The organism is Faecalimonas sp. LCP19S3_D12 (genome assembly GCF_052121495.1).
Lineage (GTDB): Bacteria > Bacillota > Clostridia > Lachnospirales > Lachnospiraceae > Faecalimonas.
Genome location: NZ_JBQKED010000024.1, coordinates 1 through 18,979, shown reverse-complemented (window position 1 = coordinate 18,979; position 18,979 = coordinate 1). Strand labels below are relative to the sequence as shown.

The 18,979-nt window shown below is 40.6% G+C and carries 16 protein-coding genes and 1 pseudogene; 4 read left to right on the top strand and 13 right to left on the bottom strand.

Annotation, left to right across the window (positions count from 1 at the left end; translation table 11 throughout):
- Nucleotides 1–213 precede the first annotated feature (213 nt).
- The 4 genes from ACTQXY_RS08825 (at nucleotide 214) to ACTQXY_RS08810 (ending at nucleotide 5,350) form a co-directional block, all read left to right on the top strand.
- The gene (locus tag ACTQXY_RS08825; protein WP_057572774.1) at nucleotides 214–426 is read left to right on the top strand and encodes a DUF6870 family protein; all 213 of its coding nucleotides are present in this window, start codon (nucleotides 214–216) and stop codon (nucleotides 424–426) included.
- Nucleotides 427–548: 122 nt separating this feature from the next.
- Nucleotides 549–2,177 (top strand): recombinase family protein, encoded by a 1,629-nt coding sequence (locus ACTQXY_RS08820; RefSeq protein ID WP_142411306.1) that lies wholly within the window; start codon nucleotides 549–551, stop codon nucleotides 2,175–2,177.
- Nucleotides 2,178–2,180: 3 nt separating this feature from the next.
- Nucleotides 2,181–3,839, top strand: a complete 1,659-nt coding sequence (locus ACTQXY_RS08815) for a recombinase family protein (RefSeq protein ID WP_321170265.1) — start codon at nucleotides 2,181–2,183, stop codon at nucleotides 3,837–3,839.
- Complete coding sequence (locus ACTQXY_RS08810; RefSeq protein WP_321170264.1) at nucleotides 3,824–5,350, top strand: recombinase family protein; 1,527 nt, start codon at nucleotides 3,824–3,826, stop codon at nucleotides 5,348–5,350. The genes ACTQXY_RS08815 and ACTQXY_RS08810 overlap by 16 nt, the downstream gene beginning before the upstream one ends.
- A gap of 37 nt (nucleotides 5,351–5,387) precedes the next feature.
- On the opposite strand, the gene ACTQXY_RS08805 is transcribed toward ACTQXY_RS08810, so the two are convergent.
- The 13 genes and pseudogenes from ACTQXY_RS08805 to ACTQXY_RS08745 form a co-directional block, all read right to left on the bottom strand.
- Entirely contained in the window at nucleotides 5,388–6,482 is a 1,095-nt protein-coding gene (locus tag ACTQXY_RS08805) for a tyrosine-type recombinase/integrase (protein WP_441659168.1), read from the bottom strand.
- Between the two features lie 112 nt (nucleotides 6,483–6,594).
- On the bottom strand, nucleotides 6,595–6,792 hold the full coding sequence (locus tag ACTQXY_RS08800) for a helix-turn-helix domain-containing protein (RefSeq protein ID WP_083864358.1): 198 nt from the start codon (nucleotides 6,790–6,792) through the stop codon (nucleotides 6,595–6,597).
- Between the two features lie 211 nt (nucleotides 6,793–7,003).
- The gene (locus ACTQXY_RS08795; RefSeq protein WP_441659167.1) at nucleotides 7,004–9,997 is read right to left on the bottom strand and encodes a DEAD/DEAH box helicase; all 2,994 of its coding nucleotides are present in this window, start codon (nucleotides 9,995–9,997) and stop codon (nucleotides 7,004–7,006) included.
- Nucleotides 9,997–10,971: a hypothetical protein gene (locus ACTQXY_RS08790; protein ID WP_441659166.1), complete on the bottom strand. Its 975-nt coding sequence runs from the start codon at nucleotides 10,969–10,971 to the stop codon at nucleotides 9,997–9,999. The genes ACTQXY_RS08795 and ACTQXY_RS08790 overlap by 1 nt, the downstream gene beginning before the upstream one ends.
- Nucleotides 10,972–11,058: 87 nt before the next feature.
- Nucleotides 11,059–13,134 carry a PcfJ domain-containing protein gene (locus ACTQXY_RS08785; RefSeq protein WP_441659165.1) on the bottom strand — a complete coding sequence of 692 codons (2,076 nt, stop codon included), beginning with the start codon at nucleotides 13,132–13,134 and terminating at the stop codon, nucleotides 11,059–11,061.
- Nucleotides 13,115–13,456 (bottom strand): hypothetical protein, encoded by a 342-nt coding sequence (locus ACTQXY_RS08780; protein WP_441659164.1) that lies wholly within the window; start codon nucleotides 13,454–13,456, stop codon nucleotides 13,115–13,117. The genes ACTQXY_RS08785 and ACTQXY_RS08780 overlap by 20 nt, the downstream gene beginning before the upstream one ends.
- Before the next feature lie 26 nt (nucleotides 13,457–13,482).
- Nucleotides 13,483–13,776, bottom strand: a complete 294-nt coding sequence (locus tag ACTQXY_RS08775) for a hypothetical protein (RefSeq protein ID WP_441659163.1) — start codon at nucleotides 13,774–13,776, stop codon at nucleotides 13,483–13,485.
- A gap of 28 nt (nucleotides 13,777–13,804) precedes the next feature.
- On the bottom strand, nucleotides 13,805–14,914 hold the full coding sequence (gene dnaN, locus ACTQXY_RS08770; RefSeq protein ID WP_004612641.1) for a DNA polymerase III subunit beta: 1,110 nt from the start codon (nucleotides 14,912–14,914) through the stop codon (nucleotides 13,805–13,807).
- A gap of 214 nt (nucleotides 14,915–15,128) precedes the next feature.
- Nucleotides 15,129–16,322, bottom strand: coding sequence for a site-specific integrase (locus ACTQXY_RS08765; RefSeq protein WP_441362824.1), 1,194 nt, complete (start codon nucleotides 16,320–16,322; stop codon nucleotides 15,129–15,131).
- A 78-nt stretch (nucleotides 16,323–16,400) separates the two neighbouring features.
- Nucleotides 16,401–16,604: an excisionase gene (locus ACTQXY_RS08760; protein ID WP_441362825.1), complete on the bottom strand. Its 204-nt coding sequence runs from the start codon at nucleotides 16,602–16,604 to the stop codon at nucleotides 16,401–16,403.
- A 418-nt stretch (nucleotides 16,605–17,022) separates the two neighbouring features.
- Nucleotides 17,023–17,274: a helix-turn-helix domain-containing protein gene (locus ACTQXY_RS08755; protein WP_441659162.1), complete on the bottom strand. Its 252-nt coding sequence runs from the start codon at nucleotides 17,272–17,274 to the stop codon at nucleotides 17,023–17,025.
- On the bottom strand, nucleotides 17,255–17,695 hold the full coding sequence (locus ACTQXY_RS08750; protein WP_441362827.1) for an RNA polymerase sigma factor: 441 nt from the start codon (nucleotides 17,693–17,695) through the stop codon (nucleotides 17,255–17,257). Before ACTQXY_RS08750 ends, ACTQXY_RS08755 begins: the two co-directional genes overlap by 20 nt.
- Before the next feature lie 632 nt (nucleotides 17,696–18,327).
- Nucleotides 18,328–18,867 (bottom strand): annotated as a pseudogene (locus ACTQXY_RS08745) (methyl-accepting chemotaxis protein); the annotation flags it as partial.
- Between the last annotated feature and the right edge of the window lie 112 nt (nucleotides 18,868–18,979).

Below are 18,979 nucleotides of genomic sequence, written 5' to 3'. Positions count from 1 at the left end.
ACCAGGAATGTCCCTATCGTCAGGGGCGCGTGGCAAATGTGACGAAAGTAACGGATATTATCTGAAAGGCTGCGTCCATTTGCTGTTAGCAACAACAAGGCATCATTTGGGTGCAGTCCTTTCTTTTCAAAGTCAGATACCATGAGCTGGCAGCTCTGGTTGCCAGCTCATTCATGTGATTTTGAAACCGACTTCAAAGAAAGGAGAACACTTATGAGCCAGCTAACACAAACATCAACCGATGAATTGGTTGACATCCGTGAAGTCACGGTAGATAAAGACCTCCCCAAAGAGGAACGGATCGCGGCCTTTCTTCACCAGATCAAAAACCCCTATCGCTTTCGCTGCGGCGATTTTGTGGTAAACGCTGCATTTTCCAGCAACGGGGTCACATTGGAGGAATGCCTGCAAGGGATTTTAAGGTAATCGACATCCTCGCTCTTTTTCCAAAAGCGTGCTACGATGTGTATGGAAAAGGATGAAAACTGAAAACCTCGAAATCCACTCTTTTCTTGCGGGAGCTTCCGGGAGGAAAGGAGTGCTTTTTCATGCCAAAATATCAGGCAACAGCTTACATTCGTCTGTCTTACACAGATGATCGCTCCAGCGAGAGCGACAGCGTTACCAACCAGCGGAAGCTGATTGAGAACTTCATTGAACGAAACCCGGACATCCAAATCGTATCCGAAAAAATCGACGATGGTTACAGCGGTATCATTTTTGACCGTCCGGCGTTTAAGGAAATGATGCAGGACATCACCGATGGCAAGATCAACTGTGTCATTGTAAAGGACCTCTCCCGCCTGGGACGAGAGTACATTGAAACCGGACGCTACCTGCGCCGGGTATTCCCAACTTATGGGGTCCGCTTTATTGCCATCACGGATAACATCGACACCGCCCATGAAGGCAGCGGTGACGATCTGACCGTATCCGTCAAAAACATTATGAACGAAGCCTACTGCCGGGATATTTCCATCAAGACCCGTACCTCTTTGGATATAAAGCGCCGTAACGGAGATTTTGTTGGAGCCTTTCCCGTTTACGGCTATATGAAGTCTGAGGAAAACAAAAACCTGCTTGTACCTGACCCGTATGCTTCCCGCGTTGTCCAGGACATCTTCCGTATGCGCCTGGATGGGACGAGCGCCCTGCGAATCGCCACCGTGCTGAATGAAATGGGCATCCTCTCCCCCCTTGCTTATAAGAAAAACAATGGTTTTCCTTATGCCAAACACGGCTATGCCGACAAAGAGGATTGCAAGTGGTCTGCTACAACGATCATCCGCATTTTGCAGGATGAAACCTATATCGGCACATTGGTACAGGGGAAGCAAGGCTCCCCGCACTACAAAATCAAGCAGATGGAGCAGCGGCCGTCCTCTGAATGGATTCGCGTCCCTGATGCCCATGAACCGCTGATTGCCAAGCAGGATTTTGAACTTGTCCAGCGTATCCGCAGACTGGATACCCGGACTTCTCCCAAGCAGGATACGGTGTATCTGTTTTCCGGTGTCTTAATCTGCGGGTGCTGTGGGAGCCGCATGACGCGGAAAACGAACCGGGTCAAGGGCAAGGAATATCACTATTATTATTGCCCCACCGGGAAAAAGCATGGCTGCACCAACCCGGTAATGCTCAAGGAAAGCGATCTTGTCGAGTGCGTCAAGGACAGTCTGAAAGGCTACATCGACAATGTGAGCTGCCTGCAAGCCATCCTGGACGGTATCGACCAGAGCAGCATCAACCAAGCACTTGCCAATGAATACGCCTCCCACATCGCCGCCAATGAGCAGCAGGTGGAACAGGCGCTTGAATTTAAGGCCCGACTGTATGAAAGCCTGATTACCGGCACCATCAGCAAAGAGGAATATACCGACTATAAGGCCAGATACACGAGGATTGCGGAAAACGCGAAAGAGAGTATTCGGGTCTTAAAGGAAAAGCTGGCTGATGTTCTGGAGAACCGGAGTGAACGGAACCGCTGGATTTCCCACTTCACACAGTTTTCTACGATGGAGACCCTGGACCGCAAAGCTGTGGTTCACATGATACAGAGTATCAAGGTGATTGGAAAAAAGGAATTGGAGATCACCTTTACATACCAGGACGAATACCAGAAAGCGATCCAGCTGATCCAGCTGGCAGAGCAAACAAGCCAAAGAAAGGTGGGATGATTTGTGGCAAGAAAAAGCAGAAAGGAAACTGTGGTGCTTCCTGCACCGGAGATAGATCCCTCTTGCCGCGCTGGAATTTATGTGCGGCTTTCCGTTGAGGATAAGCATACCCACACCGTTTCTATCGAAACCCAGCAGCTGATTATCGCCCGGTATCTGGAGCAGAACCCGGAGATTATTGTGGTACAGACCTACATTGACAATGGCGCAACGGGTACGAACTTCCACCGCCCCGGCTTCCAGCAGATGCTCTCCGATATTGAAGCGGGTCTTATCAACTGCGTCATTGTAAAGGACCTCTCCCGCCTGGGGCGAAATGTCATAGACACAGGCTACTATATCGAGCGTTACTTTCCCATGCAGAAAGTCCGCTTTATTGCCGTAAATGACCGCTACGATTCTTCTTCCCCGGATAATGCCCACGATGGTATCATCATCCCGCTGCGGAACATGATTAACGAAGCCTATGCGATGGATATTGCCAGGAAAATCAAAGCCCAGCAGCGACAGGCTATGAAAGACGGCAAGTATGTTGGTGGGCGCACACCCTATGGATATTTGAAAGCTCCAGATGATTGCCACCAGCTGATTGTTGATCCTGTGGCTGCCGAGGTAGTCAAAACCATGTTCCAATGGGCCGCCGAGGGCGCAGGATTAAACACCATAGCGGTACGATTGAACGAGGCCGGGTATCTCTCTCCCAGCCACTACAAGAGGACTTTGGGAGAGATCACCCATGAAAATCTGGTAGGCAATGGGCATTGGCAAACCCGCACCGTAGCCAAAATTCTTCGCGCAGAGGTTTATACCGGAGATCTGGTGCAAGGGGTATCTAAAATCATTGACCACAAGCAGGTCAGAGCCAGCGCCGATGAATGGACAACGGTACGCGGCACCCATGAAGCCATCATCAGCCGGGAGCTGTTTGCCGCTGTTCAGAAAGCGTTGGACCAGGCTGCACAGCAGGCAAAAGACAGGGAGATCCATTCCTGGTCCCCCAATCTTTTGAAAGGCAAAATCTTCTGCGCCCACTGCGGACGCAGCCTTCACCGACAGAAATGCGTCCGCAGAAAGTCACAGGAGGTATATGTCTACCACTGTATCAGCAACAACCGTATCAAAAAGGGCGTTTGTCCTGGTGCATTTATCTTTGAAAAAGAGCTGCTGGATACCTTGGCCGATATGATACAGGAACAGCTTGATACCACGCTGGGGCAATACTCTCTTGGTCTGGAAAACCTCTCCAAAGAAGCCGAGGAACAGAAAAACATACAGGCTAAAATCGCCAGCCGGAAACAGGAAATCCAGCAGCTGCGAACCTATCAGCGCGGATTGTATGAGGGCCTGATCCAGAACCATCTGTCAAAAGACGAGTATTTTACCTTCAAAGAAAAATACGAAGCCAAAATTGAGGCCATCAGCAAAGAAATCGAGCAGCTGAAAGCAGGGCTTGCGATTCTCGCCAAGCAGCTGGAACAGTATAAAATGCCGTCCCAGGATGCACAGCATATCAAGGAAGATCGCCAGCTGACGGCAGCTCTGATTGACCGCCTGATTGACCGTGTAGAGGTCTCAAGAGAAAAGCGGATTACGGTTCGTTTCCGCTTCCAGAGCGAATTTGAGCATTGTGAGGAGGTGCTGAGCCAGTGCAGAAATATGTGATTGCCCTTTATATCCGCCTTTCCCTGGAGGATTATAAATACGACAGTATGAGCATTGAAAACCAGCACCTTGCGCTGAACGAATTTGTTTCTTCCATGCCGGAGTCCACTCATGCAGAAGTCCTTGAGTTTATCGACAACGGGTATAGCGGGACAAACTTCGAACGCCCCAAAGTCCAGGAGCTGATTGAGATGGTGCGGGCCAATAAGATCGACTGCATCATCGTAAAAGACTTTTCCCGGTTTGGACGAAACAGCATTGAGACTGGCTATTTCATTGAGCGTGTGTTCCCTCTGTTTCACACTCGGTTCATTTCTATCAACGATGATTTTGACAGCGATCAGCACAAGGGCGATACCGGCGGTATGGATGTGGCTTTCAAGTATCTGATCAGCGAGTATTACAGCCGGGATATGTCCATCAAGACCAAAAGCGCCAAGTACGCCAAAATGCAGCGCGGCGAATACCAGAGCAAAGTTTGCCCTTACGGGTATCGCAAAAGCGCCAATGGCAGAATGGAACCGAACCCGGAAACCGCTGCTGTGGTACAGCTCATTTTCCAACTTGCCGCAACCGGAATTGGAGCGGCAGCCGTTACCAGGGAACTCTTTAAGCGAGGCATACCGACCCCCGGAGAATACAAAGCAGCGCATGGGCAGCAGTACCACGATGTCTCCCGCTCCCGTGGACGCTGGAGCAGTTCTACGGTTCTCCGTATCCTGGAGGACGAACGCTATATCGGCTCCTATGTAATCGGGCGTCGTGCAGTCATTGAAGTGGGCGGCACAAGAAGCCGCAAGAAGGACCGGGACAAATGGTTCATTATTCCCGACCATCATCCGGCAATCGTTGACAAAGAACTATTTGAAAAGGTGCAGGCTGTGCAGCGCCGATTCTCCTTGCCGACCAAGAAAACCAGGGAGTACCCACTAAAAGGCAAGGTCTATTGTGGCTGCTGCGATCATGCACTCTCCCGCATCGCCCAAAAGAGACCGTTTTATATGTGCCGCCATTCTACCGCTGATGTGAACAGCCGCTGCCGCGATGTCCGGGCAGATGTTGCTGGGCTGGAAGAAGCCGTCCTCCTCACTTTGAAAAAGCAGCTGGAAATCCTGCTGCCCGTACATAAAGACGGCACCATTCACCTGGAGGCTACCGCTGCCAAATGCTCTGAGTATGAGAAGCAGCTGGAAGCCTTGAGGGATCAGAAGCAATCTCTCTTTGAACGGTATCTCCTGGGGCAGATCGAGCTGGACACTTATAAATTGGAGAAAGCAGTTTATGACGCAGAAATACTGAAAGTCAAAAATGCCTATGCTGCTGTCACCGCCCAGGCAAAGCTGAAGCGAGAAGAACAGGCCCGCCAAAGCAGCCGACAAGAGATCGTTCACTCGATTGTAGAAGCGGATGTGCTGACGTCTGAGCTGACCGATCTGCTGATTGAAAAGGTGTATGTATTCCCCGACAACCGCATTGAGATTGTTTACAAAATCCATGACCTCTTTGAATAATTGAAGATACAAAAACGGAAAACCCAGGCTATCAAATCTATCTTGGTAGCTTGGGTTTTCTGCTTTTCAGAATTATATTTTTTGTCGTGTGCTTGACATACGGGTGACGCAAATCATGCATACCGATTTTGGGAAGTGAGTTTCTTTCACACATACGCTCTAAAGCAGCGTTACAGGTAGTTTCTCCTTTTATATTTCCTTTTGGTCCAATACAGATAAAATCTTTCCATTCTGGTTCATCTTCTCCAAGTTTTTCAAACAACTGCATATTTTCCTTTTTTCGAATTTCTAATTCTTGAAAAATAATGTTATGGATACGCAGTGTCCGATAACTACATAATGATTTTGGCGGTTTTACAGATTGCTTTGAAGATAGTATCTTATAAGATAAATTTCCTTTTACAACAATTTCATAATCTCTCGTAACCTGTCGTTCCACTTTAACCGTTTGATTTTCCGAATTAAAATCCGAATATTTTAAACCTAAAATTTCACCTTTGCGTAAACCTACAAACAAAGCCAGTAAAATCTCTAAATAAACAGAATGGTATTCATATGCTGCTTGAAGCAATGTCTGTATCTGTTTTTTAGAATATATAACCATTGCAGGAACATCCCAATAATACTTTTTCATATCTAGCAACGGATTGGTCTCAAGATAGCCATCATCAAGAGCATCTTTCAAGGCTACATTAAATACTTTGTTTATCATTGGCCCTGCACTTTTACAATAGTCTTTACAATTCTCTAAAATTTCATTTAGATAATTGGAAGATACCATGCCTATTAAAATATCCTTCGGTGTATTTGGAATAATGATTTTATAAATCGTCCATGAATACCCCACTTTAATAGAACTATCTGCATTAGGAAGAAATATTTTTTGACACCAGTAATCTAAATATTCAAAGAACGTATATCTCATATTTGTCAAACTTTTAATTCGTTTCATCTGTTTTTGATATCGTTCATTTTCCTGCTCTTGTGCCTGCTTTGCCTCTTCAATAGAGGAAAATCCTGTTTTTTTCTCATATTCAATTGTATAGGTATTACAGTTAACTGTCTTTGTCAGAAAACTCCATGTGCCATTTTCATAAAATACAGCTCCTTTATTAATCATTGATTTTTCCATATAAAGTACCTCCTGTTTGGTAGGTGCTTATATGCTTTCTTTTGCCATATAAGCACCGTAACATAATTGATTTGTGTGTGTCAATACCTGCATCTATGTTTGTAAACATGCTTTAGTTTCCTTCATCTAGCCAACGGTCAAATGAAGCTTTGGGAATACGATAAATATTTCCAATTTTTATAACTTTGAAAGGTTTCTGTTTTACATAAACCTCTTGTATAAAAGCATAGGCTTTTGTACGACCAATATTTAAGATTTCCTGAATATCTTCTACTTCGTATACACGTTTTTCTTCTGAATGTGTACCTATATGCTCACCTCCTAAGATGCCAATTTCATTTGGATTTTCTGATTTTTAGTTATTTGTAAATAATTGGATTTTATTTTAGATACATTTAGACAACATGAATTCTTTCTGTAAGATTTGTAATCTGAATTGAATTTATTAAAACCTAAAAATAGTTAAATAACCCTTTCTCTGTTCCCTCTTTTAAGAGTTTACAAATAGTAAAATATCGATTCTAACGGATTTTCTGCTCACCCCATTGAATTTGAAGTTTCCCTTCCTGATCCACACCAGTTGTCATTAAAAGAGAAAATATCTGAGGATTGATACCGAATTTTTCATATAATTCTCCGTTCTCTATTAATTGATTTTTCATGAACAAATTAATTTTCTCCTTTGCCAATATCATTTTTAGCAGATTCACTTCAATGGAATTTTCGTAAATCAAAAATACCACTTGTTTAAAATTTTGAGATGTATAACGAATAAACCGAAAATAGTATTGTTCCATAGCTGCATGGTTATAATGAAGTTCAGGCAAAATAATTTTATCCACATCATCAATATTCATGGACTCTGATAAGCTTTGCTGTGTAGAAAGCAAAATTCCATTCTCTGTCTTTCTCAGTTCTTCTACAATCCGCTGTCGCTGTTTACAAGGATTTTTCTTTCCTGTGATCATAAAAATTGGCCTTTTCGGAAATGCCTGTTTTAAATAGTGGTAATAGGACTCCGCTACTTCTATCTTGCGAACTCCAATGGCAACTCTTTCTTTTTCCCACATCTGTAAAAGATGTATTGCTTTTTTAACTTTTGTAGGCGGTTCATTACTGTTATATTCGTATGCAAGAGAAGGATCTGCACATATTTTCAGAAGCAGCATCAATTGTTGTAAAATCCGAAACATAGCATCTTTTCTTGCGTTTTTACAAGCCACAAAGTATTTCCTGCGGATTTTATCAAATTCTTTTATGGCAGTCAGATAAACTTCCTTTTCTGTCTGATTAAAAGAGCAAGTTCCTTGATAAATTTTATAAATTTTTCTACCAACTACTTCCTCAAAATTTTTCGTTATTACGGTTTTTTCTAATAATTCATCTAAAAATGAGGAATTATAAATGTCTTGGTTTGCCTTTTCAAGGCCAAACACCGTAATCTTCTTTGGCAAATAAGAGAAAGAAAATAGTTCATACCCCTTTTTATAAGCAGGAAATGGTTGATTAAAAAAAGGGTTCGCATATTTTTCCATCTGTCCATTCCCGAATCGGAAAATCCACTCATTTTTTGCCAGATAATGAATCGAATTATTATAAAGCAGCTCTAATTGTGGAGCAGCTTCTACAACATTGTTTCGCGTCATTGTTCCAGTCGCCAGCACTTTATATCTGCACTTTCGGAAGACAGAAAGCATTGCTTTTGTCCTCTTGGAACTTCCATTGCTGATTGTATCGCTTTCATCGAAAATCAACATGACCTTCTGACAACGGATACGGACCAGTTTTTTCATCTCTCTTTTTAAGTCTGTCAGTAAGTTGACTGTCAAAAGTACAATCTGCCCTTTCTGCACCCTTTTGATATCTTCTCTTTTTCGGATACGGTAAAAATCAATCTGATAGTCTGTAAGTATTTCTTCCCATGTATTATTGATTGCCAGAGCTGTGCTAACAATAAACACATTCCGAACAGGGCTATATTTTATTCTGTACTGTGCCATCGCCAGCGTACAAAGGCTTTTTCCGGTTCCCATAGAAAACTGTAGGGCGGCATATCGTTTCTGCAACAGTTTATTCACTTCTTGTTTCTGTATAGGATTTAGATATTTGACTTCTCCTGTCATCTGGCTTTTTACATGCCACTTTTCCAGATATTCTGTAATTTTCTGATCCTGTTTTATTTTTTTAAATGGTATTTCCTGTAGTTCAAAGTTCCGTCGTTTCTTTCTCAAAAACTTTTCAAATCCTGGAACTTCCGCCTTTGTTAAAACAAACGAATGGATAGAACCTAACTCTACATCACTTCCATTTTCGCGATAATCCTTTACTTTAAATCTATAATTTGTCTTTACAATCCGAGTTTCATTCCTGTAAATCTTATTCGCAGAAGATAAAATTTCCTTTAATTTCCGTAAAACATCTTCCGGCTGTATCTTGATTTTTTCCCACTCCTGCCAGGATAGTTCCTCTGGTTTTGTTTGTTTCAGGTACTCTTGCAAAATTTCCTCTGCCTGTCCCGCTTTATGAGTAATCTTTCGATTTCTTTTGATATCAAACAACAGTTTCACTGTTTTTTCTTGAAATGCCTGTTTCTGCTTTCCCTCTAAGTCTGTATTCTGGCATTCAAAATAAATATTTGCAGCATTTTTTCTCCGTTCCTGAAGAACCGGTAACACATAAGTTTGATAAATTTCTTGGGGATGTTTCAGAACCTCCTTCTTTGTGGTGTAAGGTCTTTCTGTTACATATTGACTCTTTTTCTGTAAGATCATGGCTTTTGTCCGAAAAGATGTCACACCATACTCTTTGAATACATCTGCCGGCAAAGAAAATTGTACAATCAAATTAAACATCTGATTGATTTCTTCAATATCCCCTTTATTTGAAAAATCATCTGAAAGGAAGCTTTCTGGAACCAGCAAAACCAAAAGACCTCCGTTTTTCAGTACCTGATATGCTTTTTTGCAATAATACATTTGGGAGGATACCGGTGCTTCTTTTGTTCCCCATTCCAAATGAAAGGGCGGATTTCCAAACACAATATCTCCGCTTAAAACAGGGGAATACTGCCGGATATCTCCGTATTGCAGATTTGCCTTCGGATAGAGGTACTGGGCAATCTTTACCGCTTTCATATCAATTTCTGTCCCATAGATATTGTTTTCTGTAGGAAGATAATTGAAGAAATTGCCTTTTCCATAAGTCAAATCATAAATAATATCCTCCGGTTCCGGTTTGACACAGGCAACAAGAAATTTACATACTTCTTGGGGTGTAAAAAACTGTCCCTGCTCTATTTCTTTTTTCGCTTCTGTATAAGCATGAAAATTTTGAAAGTCTTTCCTGTCCAGTCCATGCAGCCCACCATTTCCTGTATATACATTAAAAATATCCTCTGGTGTGATCCCATATAGTTCTGCTTCATGATTTTCCACTAGATACAAAATTTTTTCATTCAATTTTTGCCTTTGCTCCATTGGTATTTGAAGTTCCGTATCTTTTTTGTATTTTTCCATTAGATTACCTCCTTATAGCCCAGGTACTCTTTTGCAAAAGACAATGCATGTACGCCGCTGTCAAAAACGATATCCCATCTACCATTTTTAAAATACTTAAATTTGACAACTTTCTTACCAAGTGCGAGGTGCTCATCAAAAATCCCTTCTTTTTCTTTTTTCCCGATGTATGAAAAACTCACAAATCTTTCCAGCCACCCATCATAAATGTTAAACTGTTTTTTTCCAGAGTCAAAAAATGTCAATGCACGTAAAACGGCCTTATATTTTTCATTATCCAGACAAATTTCATATTCTCCCCAAAGATCTGTTTTGCTGTAGACCAGATTTTTGATGGTCAGTTTTTTACTTTGTATATTATATTTTACGTAGGATAATCCGGCTTTCACATTTTTTTTAATTTCCTGTTCTACCTTTTCTTGAAAACTAAAACCACCAAGATAAGAAAAAATATCATCTACAATAAGCGGATAATCAATTTTGGCAAATAAAACTTCATAAAGATTTTCTTCTTTCTGTTTACGGCACCTCTTCATTTCTTCCCGATAAATTTGTTTCTCTTCTTCTGTTAAAGAAGAAATCCGGTTATGTAATACGGGTTCTGTTGAATCTTGCAGGGAAATATAGCGTTCATACGAATGTATCTGTATAGCAAGGCCATATTTCCGATTAAAGAAAGAAATGATTATTTTAATAAAATGATTATGTACTTTTTCCATAACTTCTGTTTGCTTCTTCTTATCCATACTAATTAAGTTCTGTTGGTACACCCTATCTGCATATTTCTGTATCCTCCCATAAAAGCTCAGTTCCTGTTGGTGCAGTGTTTCCATATCTACAAACATACTTAAAAAGTGATTCCTAGTACTGTCATATAATTTTTGCTGTATCTGACAAAATCTCTGATCCTCTTCGGAAAGTCTGCTCTTATTTTGGATTTTGACATGTTGTAATTTTTCCAATACGTCCTTCATAACTTGATCCCTTTCATTATAAAAAAAGGCAGAAGAATATTCTAATCCCTCTGCCTGTGTTTCTATTCTCTTAAAATTCCCATGTTCCTACGCAGCCTTTTTCTCTTCTTCTCCCTTTAGCAACCTTAATTTTTCTTCTGCATAGCGAACAAATTCTACCATTTCCTGTGGATAATGGATCCGCCCTTTCCCCTGACATTGCACAATCTTCCCTCCTCTCCAGTCAACAGTAAAAAAAGGAGTATCCGGATCTGTTTTTTTCCGGATAAAATACACATCACATTTCCGATTGGCAATATGTGGAATATAGCCGCTTACACAATGTCCTAACGCCTGTCCTTCTTTTTGGATTTCCTGATAATTCCCAGGAACTTTTAAGATATAGTTCTTATCCTGAATTTGTGTATCCAGTAGTTTTATATCTTTCTTTAAAAGGCGGTTCACGGTTCGTCTTTCTTTTGCCTGTTTTTTTCTTTCCATCTTATCTTGTTGTTTTTGATACTCCCGAAAAGTCTTGTCGTGAACATCTTTGAAATTTTTTGGAAACAGAACGTATCGGCTTTTCAGATCATATTCCAATTTTTCTGCCCATCCAATATAATCTTTCCAGCTTCTTATATATGTCTGATAGCATTTTATTTCAGCACTACTGATACAAGACACATCACTGGACAACTGATATGCTTTTCCTTTTTCTTTCTTCGCAATCTGTTTTGCTAGATAATTCACAATTTTCCGAATAGATGCATACTGGTGTAATTCCAAAAAATCTTTATTACTCTCAAAAATTTTACAATACCCAAAGATTTCCTGTTCAGACAAATGGATATCTAGTTTCTCCATTTTTTTCAAAACGTCCAATTCCTTCATTCCCATATTATACCTGCTCAGAATAGAACAAAAACGTGAATTTATTCCCAATAGATGCCTGATATTTGTTTCATTTGTTTCTTTCCACTCACTTGGAAGGTGATATAGACATTCCAAAGCAAAATAAAACATATTCTGCTTCACGAACTGTTCAAGCAATGGGAAGTTCAAATATGTCTTCAAATAATATACAACCGGAAATTCTACAGAACGATTATGTTTAACAAAATAATCTAAAGAGCAATACTCAAATGGAGTTCCTTTAAAAACATTTTTTAAATTACATGGATACACCATTCCGGGCATTTGAGTTATCGTCTGATAGACCTTTACGGTATAATTCATATGGTATTTATAATGGAAATAAGGATCTATATATTTCTCTTTCCATACATACTTATGAACAAGACAGCTATAAACTGGGTAATAAAAGCGGAACTTCTCATGAAATACAGCTCGATAGTCTTCCTGATAAGATAATGTATATTCTCCTGTACCATGCGTAACATAAGATTTTCTAACTTCAAAATGGCGTAATATGATTCCTTCTGATGCTTTTTCAATTTTAATAGCTTCTGCTTGATCAGAAAAATATCCTGATTTTCCTTTTGCCTTAAAAATTGATTTCCGCTTGCAAATGGGGCATAGATATTCTTTGTTATGCCTTGGTATAGATTTCTCCAATTGATACTCAGATTTACAATGACTACATGTGCAATCTATCATTTTTTTTCTAGAATACTGATAGAAAATGTACTGACTTTCTTTTAGTACCTCATGTTCCAGCCATTTTTCAAATTTTCTAGTCACTGGTTTCACACTGCGAAATAGATACTCTATATCTTTTGTCATTCTTTTTTTTCTTTCTAATGCCTTTTCTTCTTTTATTTTATACTGTTCTATTTCTATCAACTCTATGCTGTCTACTGCATCATCTGCGCGATGAAAAAATTGTTTAATACTCTTTTTTTCCTTACATGTTCGTATCGCAATCTGAGATATAAATTTCCCCTTTTTAGCTTCCAATATGTCCAAAGTTTTTACAGACCAACGGTTTTCTCTTATAAAATATGTAATAAAGTCTCCATTGGAAAAAAAGATGCGACAGAACGGCTGGTATTGCTCCTTTATGATGTCTTCTGCGTCATAAAGATTTAGAATTAAAGTCCGTTTATGCTCTACCGTAGTCTTTTGTACCTTTAACAGATAGTTTTGTCTGCAAAGTTCCATATATTGTTTATCCTTAGTACCAGCTTCTATAACCGGTATCTTTTTAAGTAGTGCTTTCTTCATTTTCCTTCTCTCCATTATTATAAATTTCATCATCTCCAGAGCCTTTTTTCATAGGAATTGCTTCCAAAAAACAGGCAGGTATCTTAAAATGCTCTGCAATTTTCTGCAGTTCTTTTTCACATTCTTCTTCTGCACAAGCCATCTGACATAAGTAAGCAGAAACCTCTGCATTTTTCCAGTATCTTTCAAACTCGCAGGACTGAAAAATATCTATATCGTCTAAGTTCAAAATTTCCTGTTCCGTCATATCTTCTGGGCAGAATATCTCTGCATCACGTATATAGATGCTTTTTACCGTAATAATATAATTTTCTCTTTTCATCCTTTACTATTCCTTCCTTCTTTCTTTTACAGGTTCCGTTTTGCTGCATCAAAAAACGCTTTTGCAGAATCGCGGATTGCCTCTTTTAGTGCTACATCATGTTCCATACGATAATCCTCATAATATTTCTGGAATAAAGTGATGCACCTTTCCCTATAGTCTTCATTTGCTTTCAATTTGCTATATACCTCTTTGGGAAGATAATCTTCCATATTTTCCAGAATGCTTTCCTTTAAGTACAAATATTTCTGTTCTTCATATGCCTGAAATAATTCCCATTCTGTCAGCAGAATTTTCTGCCCATTTCGAACAATTTCCATACCTTTTTATTCACCCTCTTCTCTCACTTTATGCTGCGGCACTAAGGTTGACTGGAAGAACCAGATACACATAGCTGTCTTTTTCATCTCTTACGGTACATGGTGTTTTCGCATTTGTAAAATACATAAAGACTTCCTCATCATCAATCACTCGTAACATCTCTAATAAAAATTTGGGATTAAACCCAATTCGTAATTTTTCTCCCTCTTTTACAATGAACATACTTTCATTCATAGATCCCATGTTTGAGGCTACTTCCAACGATAAAATGTTTTCCTCAATATTTAGAATAATCGGCTTTTTCGCATCATCCTTCAATAATAAACCTGCCCTGTCAATACATTCCTGTAACTCCTTTTTCTGTACTTTTATTTTTGTTCCATAATCTTTTGATAACAACTGTTCCACTTTTAAATATTCTCCTTCAATCAACCGGGAGATTGCTCTTGTATTTTCTATCTCAAACTGAATATGATTCTCTGTAAAATAAACTGCGACTTCCTTCTCTGGATCCCCACCAATAATCTTGATCATTTCTGCCAGGTTTTTTCCTGGAACAATGACCTTTCGTGGTTCATACTCCTTTTTCAGTTTGACCTTTCTGAGTGAAATACGGTGTCCGTCCAATGCAACGATTTTCAATTCCTTTCCATTAATTTCCCACAATTCTCCTGTCATCGCCTTCTTCGTGGTAGTATCTGCTACTGAAAAAATCGTTTGTCGAATTGCCTCTTTTAAATCAAACTCTGAGATCATAACACGATTCTTCCGTTCCACATCTGGTATACAGGTATATTCTTCTGCTGACTTTACTGCAAGATTATACTTGGTTTTCTTACAGCGTACAGTCGCTTGATCTTTTTCTCCTGTTTCTAGGACAACATCTCCCTCTGGAAGTTTTCGTACAATCTCCCCAAATACTTTTGCTTGAATTGCAATACTTCCTTCTTCTTCAATATTTCCTGACATCATCGTTTCAATCCCTAGTTCCAAGTTATTTCCTGTAAGAGTGATTTTCTCTTTTTCTGCCCGAAGCAGAATACATTCCAAAATAGTGGTGGATGATTTCATAGGAACCGCCTTTGATACTGTCTGAACTGCTTTTACTAAATCTGCCTTTTTACAAATAATTTTCATAAATATTCTCCTTTCATACAACTGTGATGTTTACTATAAACTTATATATATAAATTGATTATCTTCTTATAACTTCTCAAATGCCGTCAAAGCCCTATGTTTCAGGGCTATATGGCATTTTGTTTTATGGGAGATATTCTTAAAAGTTTTTATATCCCCTCATGTTTTTCTGCTCAAAGGTAGTAAACAGGGTAGTAAAATCGCTATTTACTACTTACGCAATCAGCCGTTCCATTTCAGCAACTGCGCTGTCAGAAGTCGCATGGGCATAATAGTTTAGCGTCATTGTGATGTTGGAATGTCCCATGATGTACTGCAATGCTTTTGGGTTCATTCCAGCGTTTGCTAAATTGGTGCAGAACGTATGACGTAAGGTGTGCGGCGTTGTGACTTTCGGTAATGCTACCTCATGGTACTTGTTGTACTTCTTCACAAGCCCCCGGAACATACTTTCATAGTTGACCGCTACTTTCGGTAGCCCGTCCCGGTTGAGGAATATAAAGTCGTTGTGTCCACCGACGATTATCGGTGTTGTACGCTTACGGTTTCGTAGCACCCGCTTAAACGCTTCACATACCTTTGTACTCATAGGGATTTGCCGGACACCGCTTTTTGTTTTCGGTACTTCAATGTGATACCCAATGCCAGAAACTTTCAGCAGTTGGTGATCTACGTTGATTAACTTATTATCAAAATCAATGTCTTTGTCGGTCAGCCCGCAGAGTTCGGAAATGCGAAGCCCTGTCCCTAACAGTATGGTGATTTCGTCGTAATACTTCTGATAGACTTTATCACCCGCTATAAAGGATAGGAAAGACGCTTCTTGCGTAGGGGATAACGGTACCTTTGGCTCCGTGTCATCTTCTATGACGGTGTTAAGCTGAAAGTCGAACGGATTTTTACGGATACAATCGTCCTGTATAGCTGTGTAAAAAGCAGCTTTGAGGGAACGCTTGTAGTTGTTGATAGTCTTGAAAGAATACTCTTTTTCTTTCATGCGTAAAGCCCATTCTTTCGCATCGGAGAGCTTCACGTTTTCGATAGGGCAGCCGCCCAGACTATCCTCCTGCAAAATCCGCATGAGCTGTTGTCGTCCCTGCTTCGTACCATGACGCACATTCGCCCGGTGGCGTATCTGCTTTGCGTAAAGTTGGCAGACGGTCATTTTCTTGCCGATAGGGTCTATCCTGTCGTCAAGGTCTTTTTGGATTTCTTTCTCTTTTTCTCGAAGAGAAATATCTTCCCGTTTTCCTGCCGGGGTCTTGTCGGTGGGTACTAACTTCCAAGCATAAACAAATTGTGGTTTTCCAAAAGTATCTGTATATTTGTAAGCATATCTCCCGTCTTTTCTCTGGCTCTCACCTGTCCGTAAGATACGGCTTTTATTATCGCGTCTTTTCTGTGACATTTTGCGTCATGCTCCTTTCCATGACGGAAAGAGCCTTGATATGCTTATGAATATTATAGCATATTCAAGGCTCATAATCTATATGGTATCTAAATTGTCAATCACTTTTTCAAACTGTTTTCGCTTTATCTGAATACGATTTCCGTTCACAATTACCCAATTTGCAGATAAGTTTTCCTCTGCCAGCTTGCGCAGTTTGTTTTCACCGATACGAAAATATTTCGACGCTTCCTCAATAGTCAGAGTATACTTTTCCCAAATAGGCACATCAGTATTGCTCATAAAATACCCCTTTCGTGAAATTGAATAAACATCTGATAGTTACTAAAATATAGGCTTTCGTCAGACGATTGTTAGCTACAATCTCACGGGAATTTCACCCCTGCGGCGGTCTGCCGTAGCCCTACCCATTGCCTGCGACGCTTTGAACGCTCGGACTGTGGCTGTAAGGGAGTATCATTATGTATTCTGCGCGTCGTCGCCCACAAGCCGCTACACTTGTTTTCCGGCGTAGTGTTTCCCGCTCGTTCCCGTTCGGGAAGTCATGGCGCACCCTCCGCATGGCTCGGCGCAAAAGGAATGTATCTGATTTGCCCTATACTGTGTCGCTGTTATCTTGCGCCACTTTCTTTGTCAAGGAGCAGAGAGAATATAAGGCTTTTCCATGCGACGGAAAGGGGAGTACGTCGCTATGGTGATGTTACACCTTAAACTCTAGTACAGCTTTAATCAGCCGTGAACGTAGACGGTCGCGCATATCCTCATCAATCCCAAAAAAGGTATTACCCCGCTCATCTCGAAGCTTGCGGGTAGCAAGTGAGGATATATATCCATCGTAATGCTGTACGACGATTTTAACCGCGTCCGGGTCGCCCTTGGTGGCGGCTACGATTACCGGATATGGTAACAAACCGCGTTCGTCCAAATCACTGTTACCATTCATTTTCATCATAAGCACGTCCCTCCAAATATTTTTTTAGTAGCTCAAAGGAGCTTGTCCGTCGAAATTGTACTGTACTTCTTGGAACATTCAATTGTTGCGCTATCTGCGCGTCCGTCATGTCAAAGAAGTAGTACAGCAGTACGGCATTGCGCTTTTCCTCCGGCAGCGCGTGTAGCGCGTCGGCAAGCAGTTTTGCGGTAAAGGTCTTTCCTGCCACAAAGAAAAACTTGTCAGCTTCATCAAACGAATATGTATCTGTCGTGTAAAGCTGTGATTCCTCATCTGGTGTTAAATCAGAAAAAGTAACCTCCCGAAGCTGCCTGTTTCTAACGTCGCGGTGGGCATTGCTGGCTTCATATTTCAACGCCTTTTTGCAAAATCCGTTAAAAGCACAACGTATTTCAAACTGGGTGCGATAAGGTTCATTCAAGGTATTCACCTCCTTTCGCAGCCGCGAAAGCGGGTGATAGGTGGATTTCCCCTTTCACTACCCACACCACTTGAAAATTTGATTTTGCCAACTTCAAGCAGTAATTTTTGAAAAAATTTAAAATTTTTTTAGGAGCTATCCATGCGCAACACCTCCTATGAGTTTTTCATAGTTAAAAGGAAAGGAAGTGAGGGGGAGAACGACAGCTCATAAAAGAATGTTTCTGTACATGATAAAAGGCACCCATGCGAGCATGAAAACTCGCATAGGTGCCTTGAAGTAAAATATGGACATATAGAATATAAAGGCTGTTGTTTGATAATAGGTCAACAAAAAATAAATAAGCCACAATCATCGGAACACAGAAAAGTTACTGCAAGACAAAAATATTGCAGCAAATTTCTGAAAGAATGATTATCGCCCTTATTCATGAAGAAAGGATTGTTTTCTCGGCATTGCATTCTGTTAACTCTCTTTTCCATCTTCCTAATAAAAAACATATTTTTCCCCCTTATATCCTCAATGCTATAAAAAGACTTGAATAGCAATGCCAAGTAAAAGAATAGAACAGGGGGGCAGGGTATGTCATTCCCTGCCCCCCTGTATCAGAGAGTAACACATGTATCATTGTGTTAATATTTGATAGTTGTACCGATATTTTTTTCGTCAGACAGAGGAACTATATCTTCCTCAACAGCTCCATTTTCATTTAACTTAAACTGTGCCACTAACTGATTCAGCATACTAGCCTGTCCAGAAAGTTCCTCACTAGACGCTGCACTTTCTTCACTGGTTGCAGAGTTTGTTTGGACAACGGCAGAAATTTGATCTACTCCAATGGAAAGCTGTTTCATTCCATGTGCTTGTTCCTCGGAAGCAACTGAAATTTCGTCCACAATTTTCACAACCTCTGTTACTTTGGCATTTAACTCTCCAAATGCAGTATGCGTCCTCTGCGCCAATTCCTCACCATGATTGACGGCTGCAATAGAGCCGTCAATCATCTGTGTCGTACTCTTTGCTGCTTCTGCCGTTTTTGTTGCAAGGTTTCTTACTTCGTCTGCTACCACCGCAAAGCCTTTACCAGCACTTCCGGCTCTGGCTGCTTCTACCGCAGCATTTAAAGCAAGAATATTAGTTTGGAAAGATATATCATCAATCATTTTGATGATGCAGACTGTAGACAAAGTTGGTGCTGGGAGTTATCCCCAGCACCACTTTTCTGTAAATAGCCTCTGTTTTAATAAAAATCTTAAAAAACTCCAAGATTCTTTCATTTTAGAT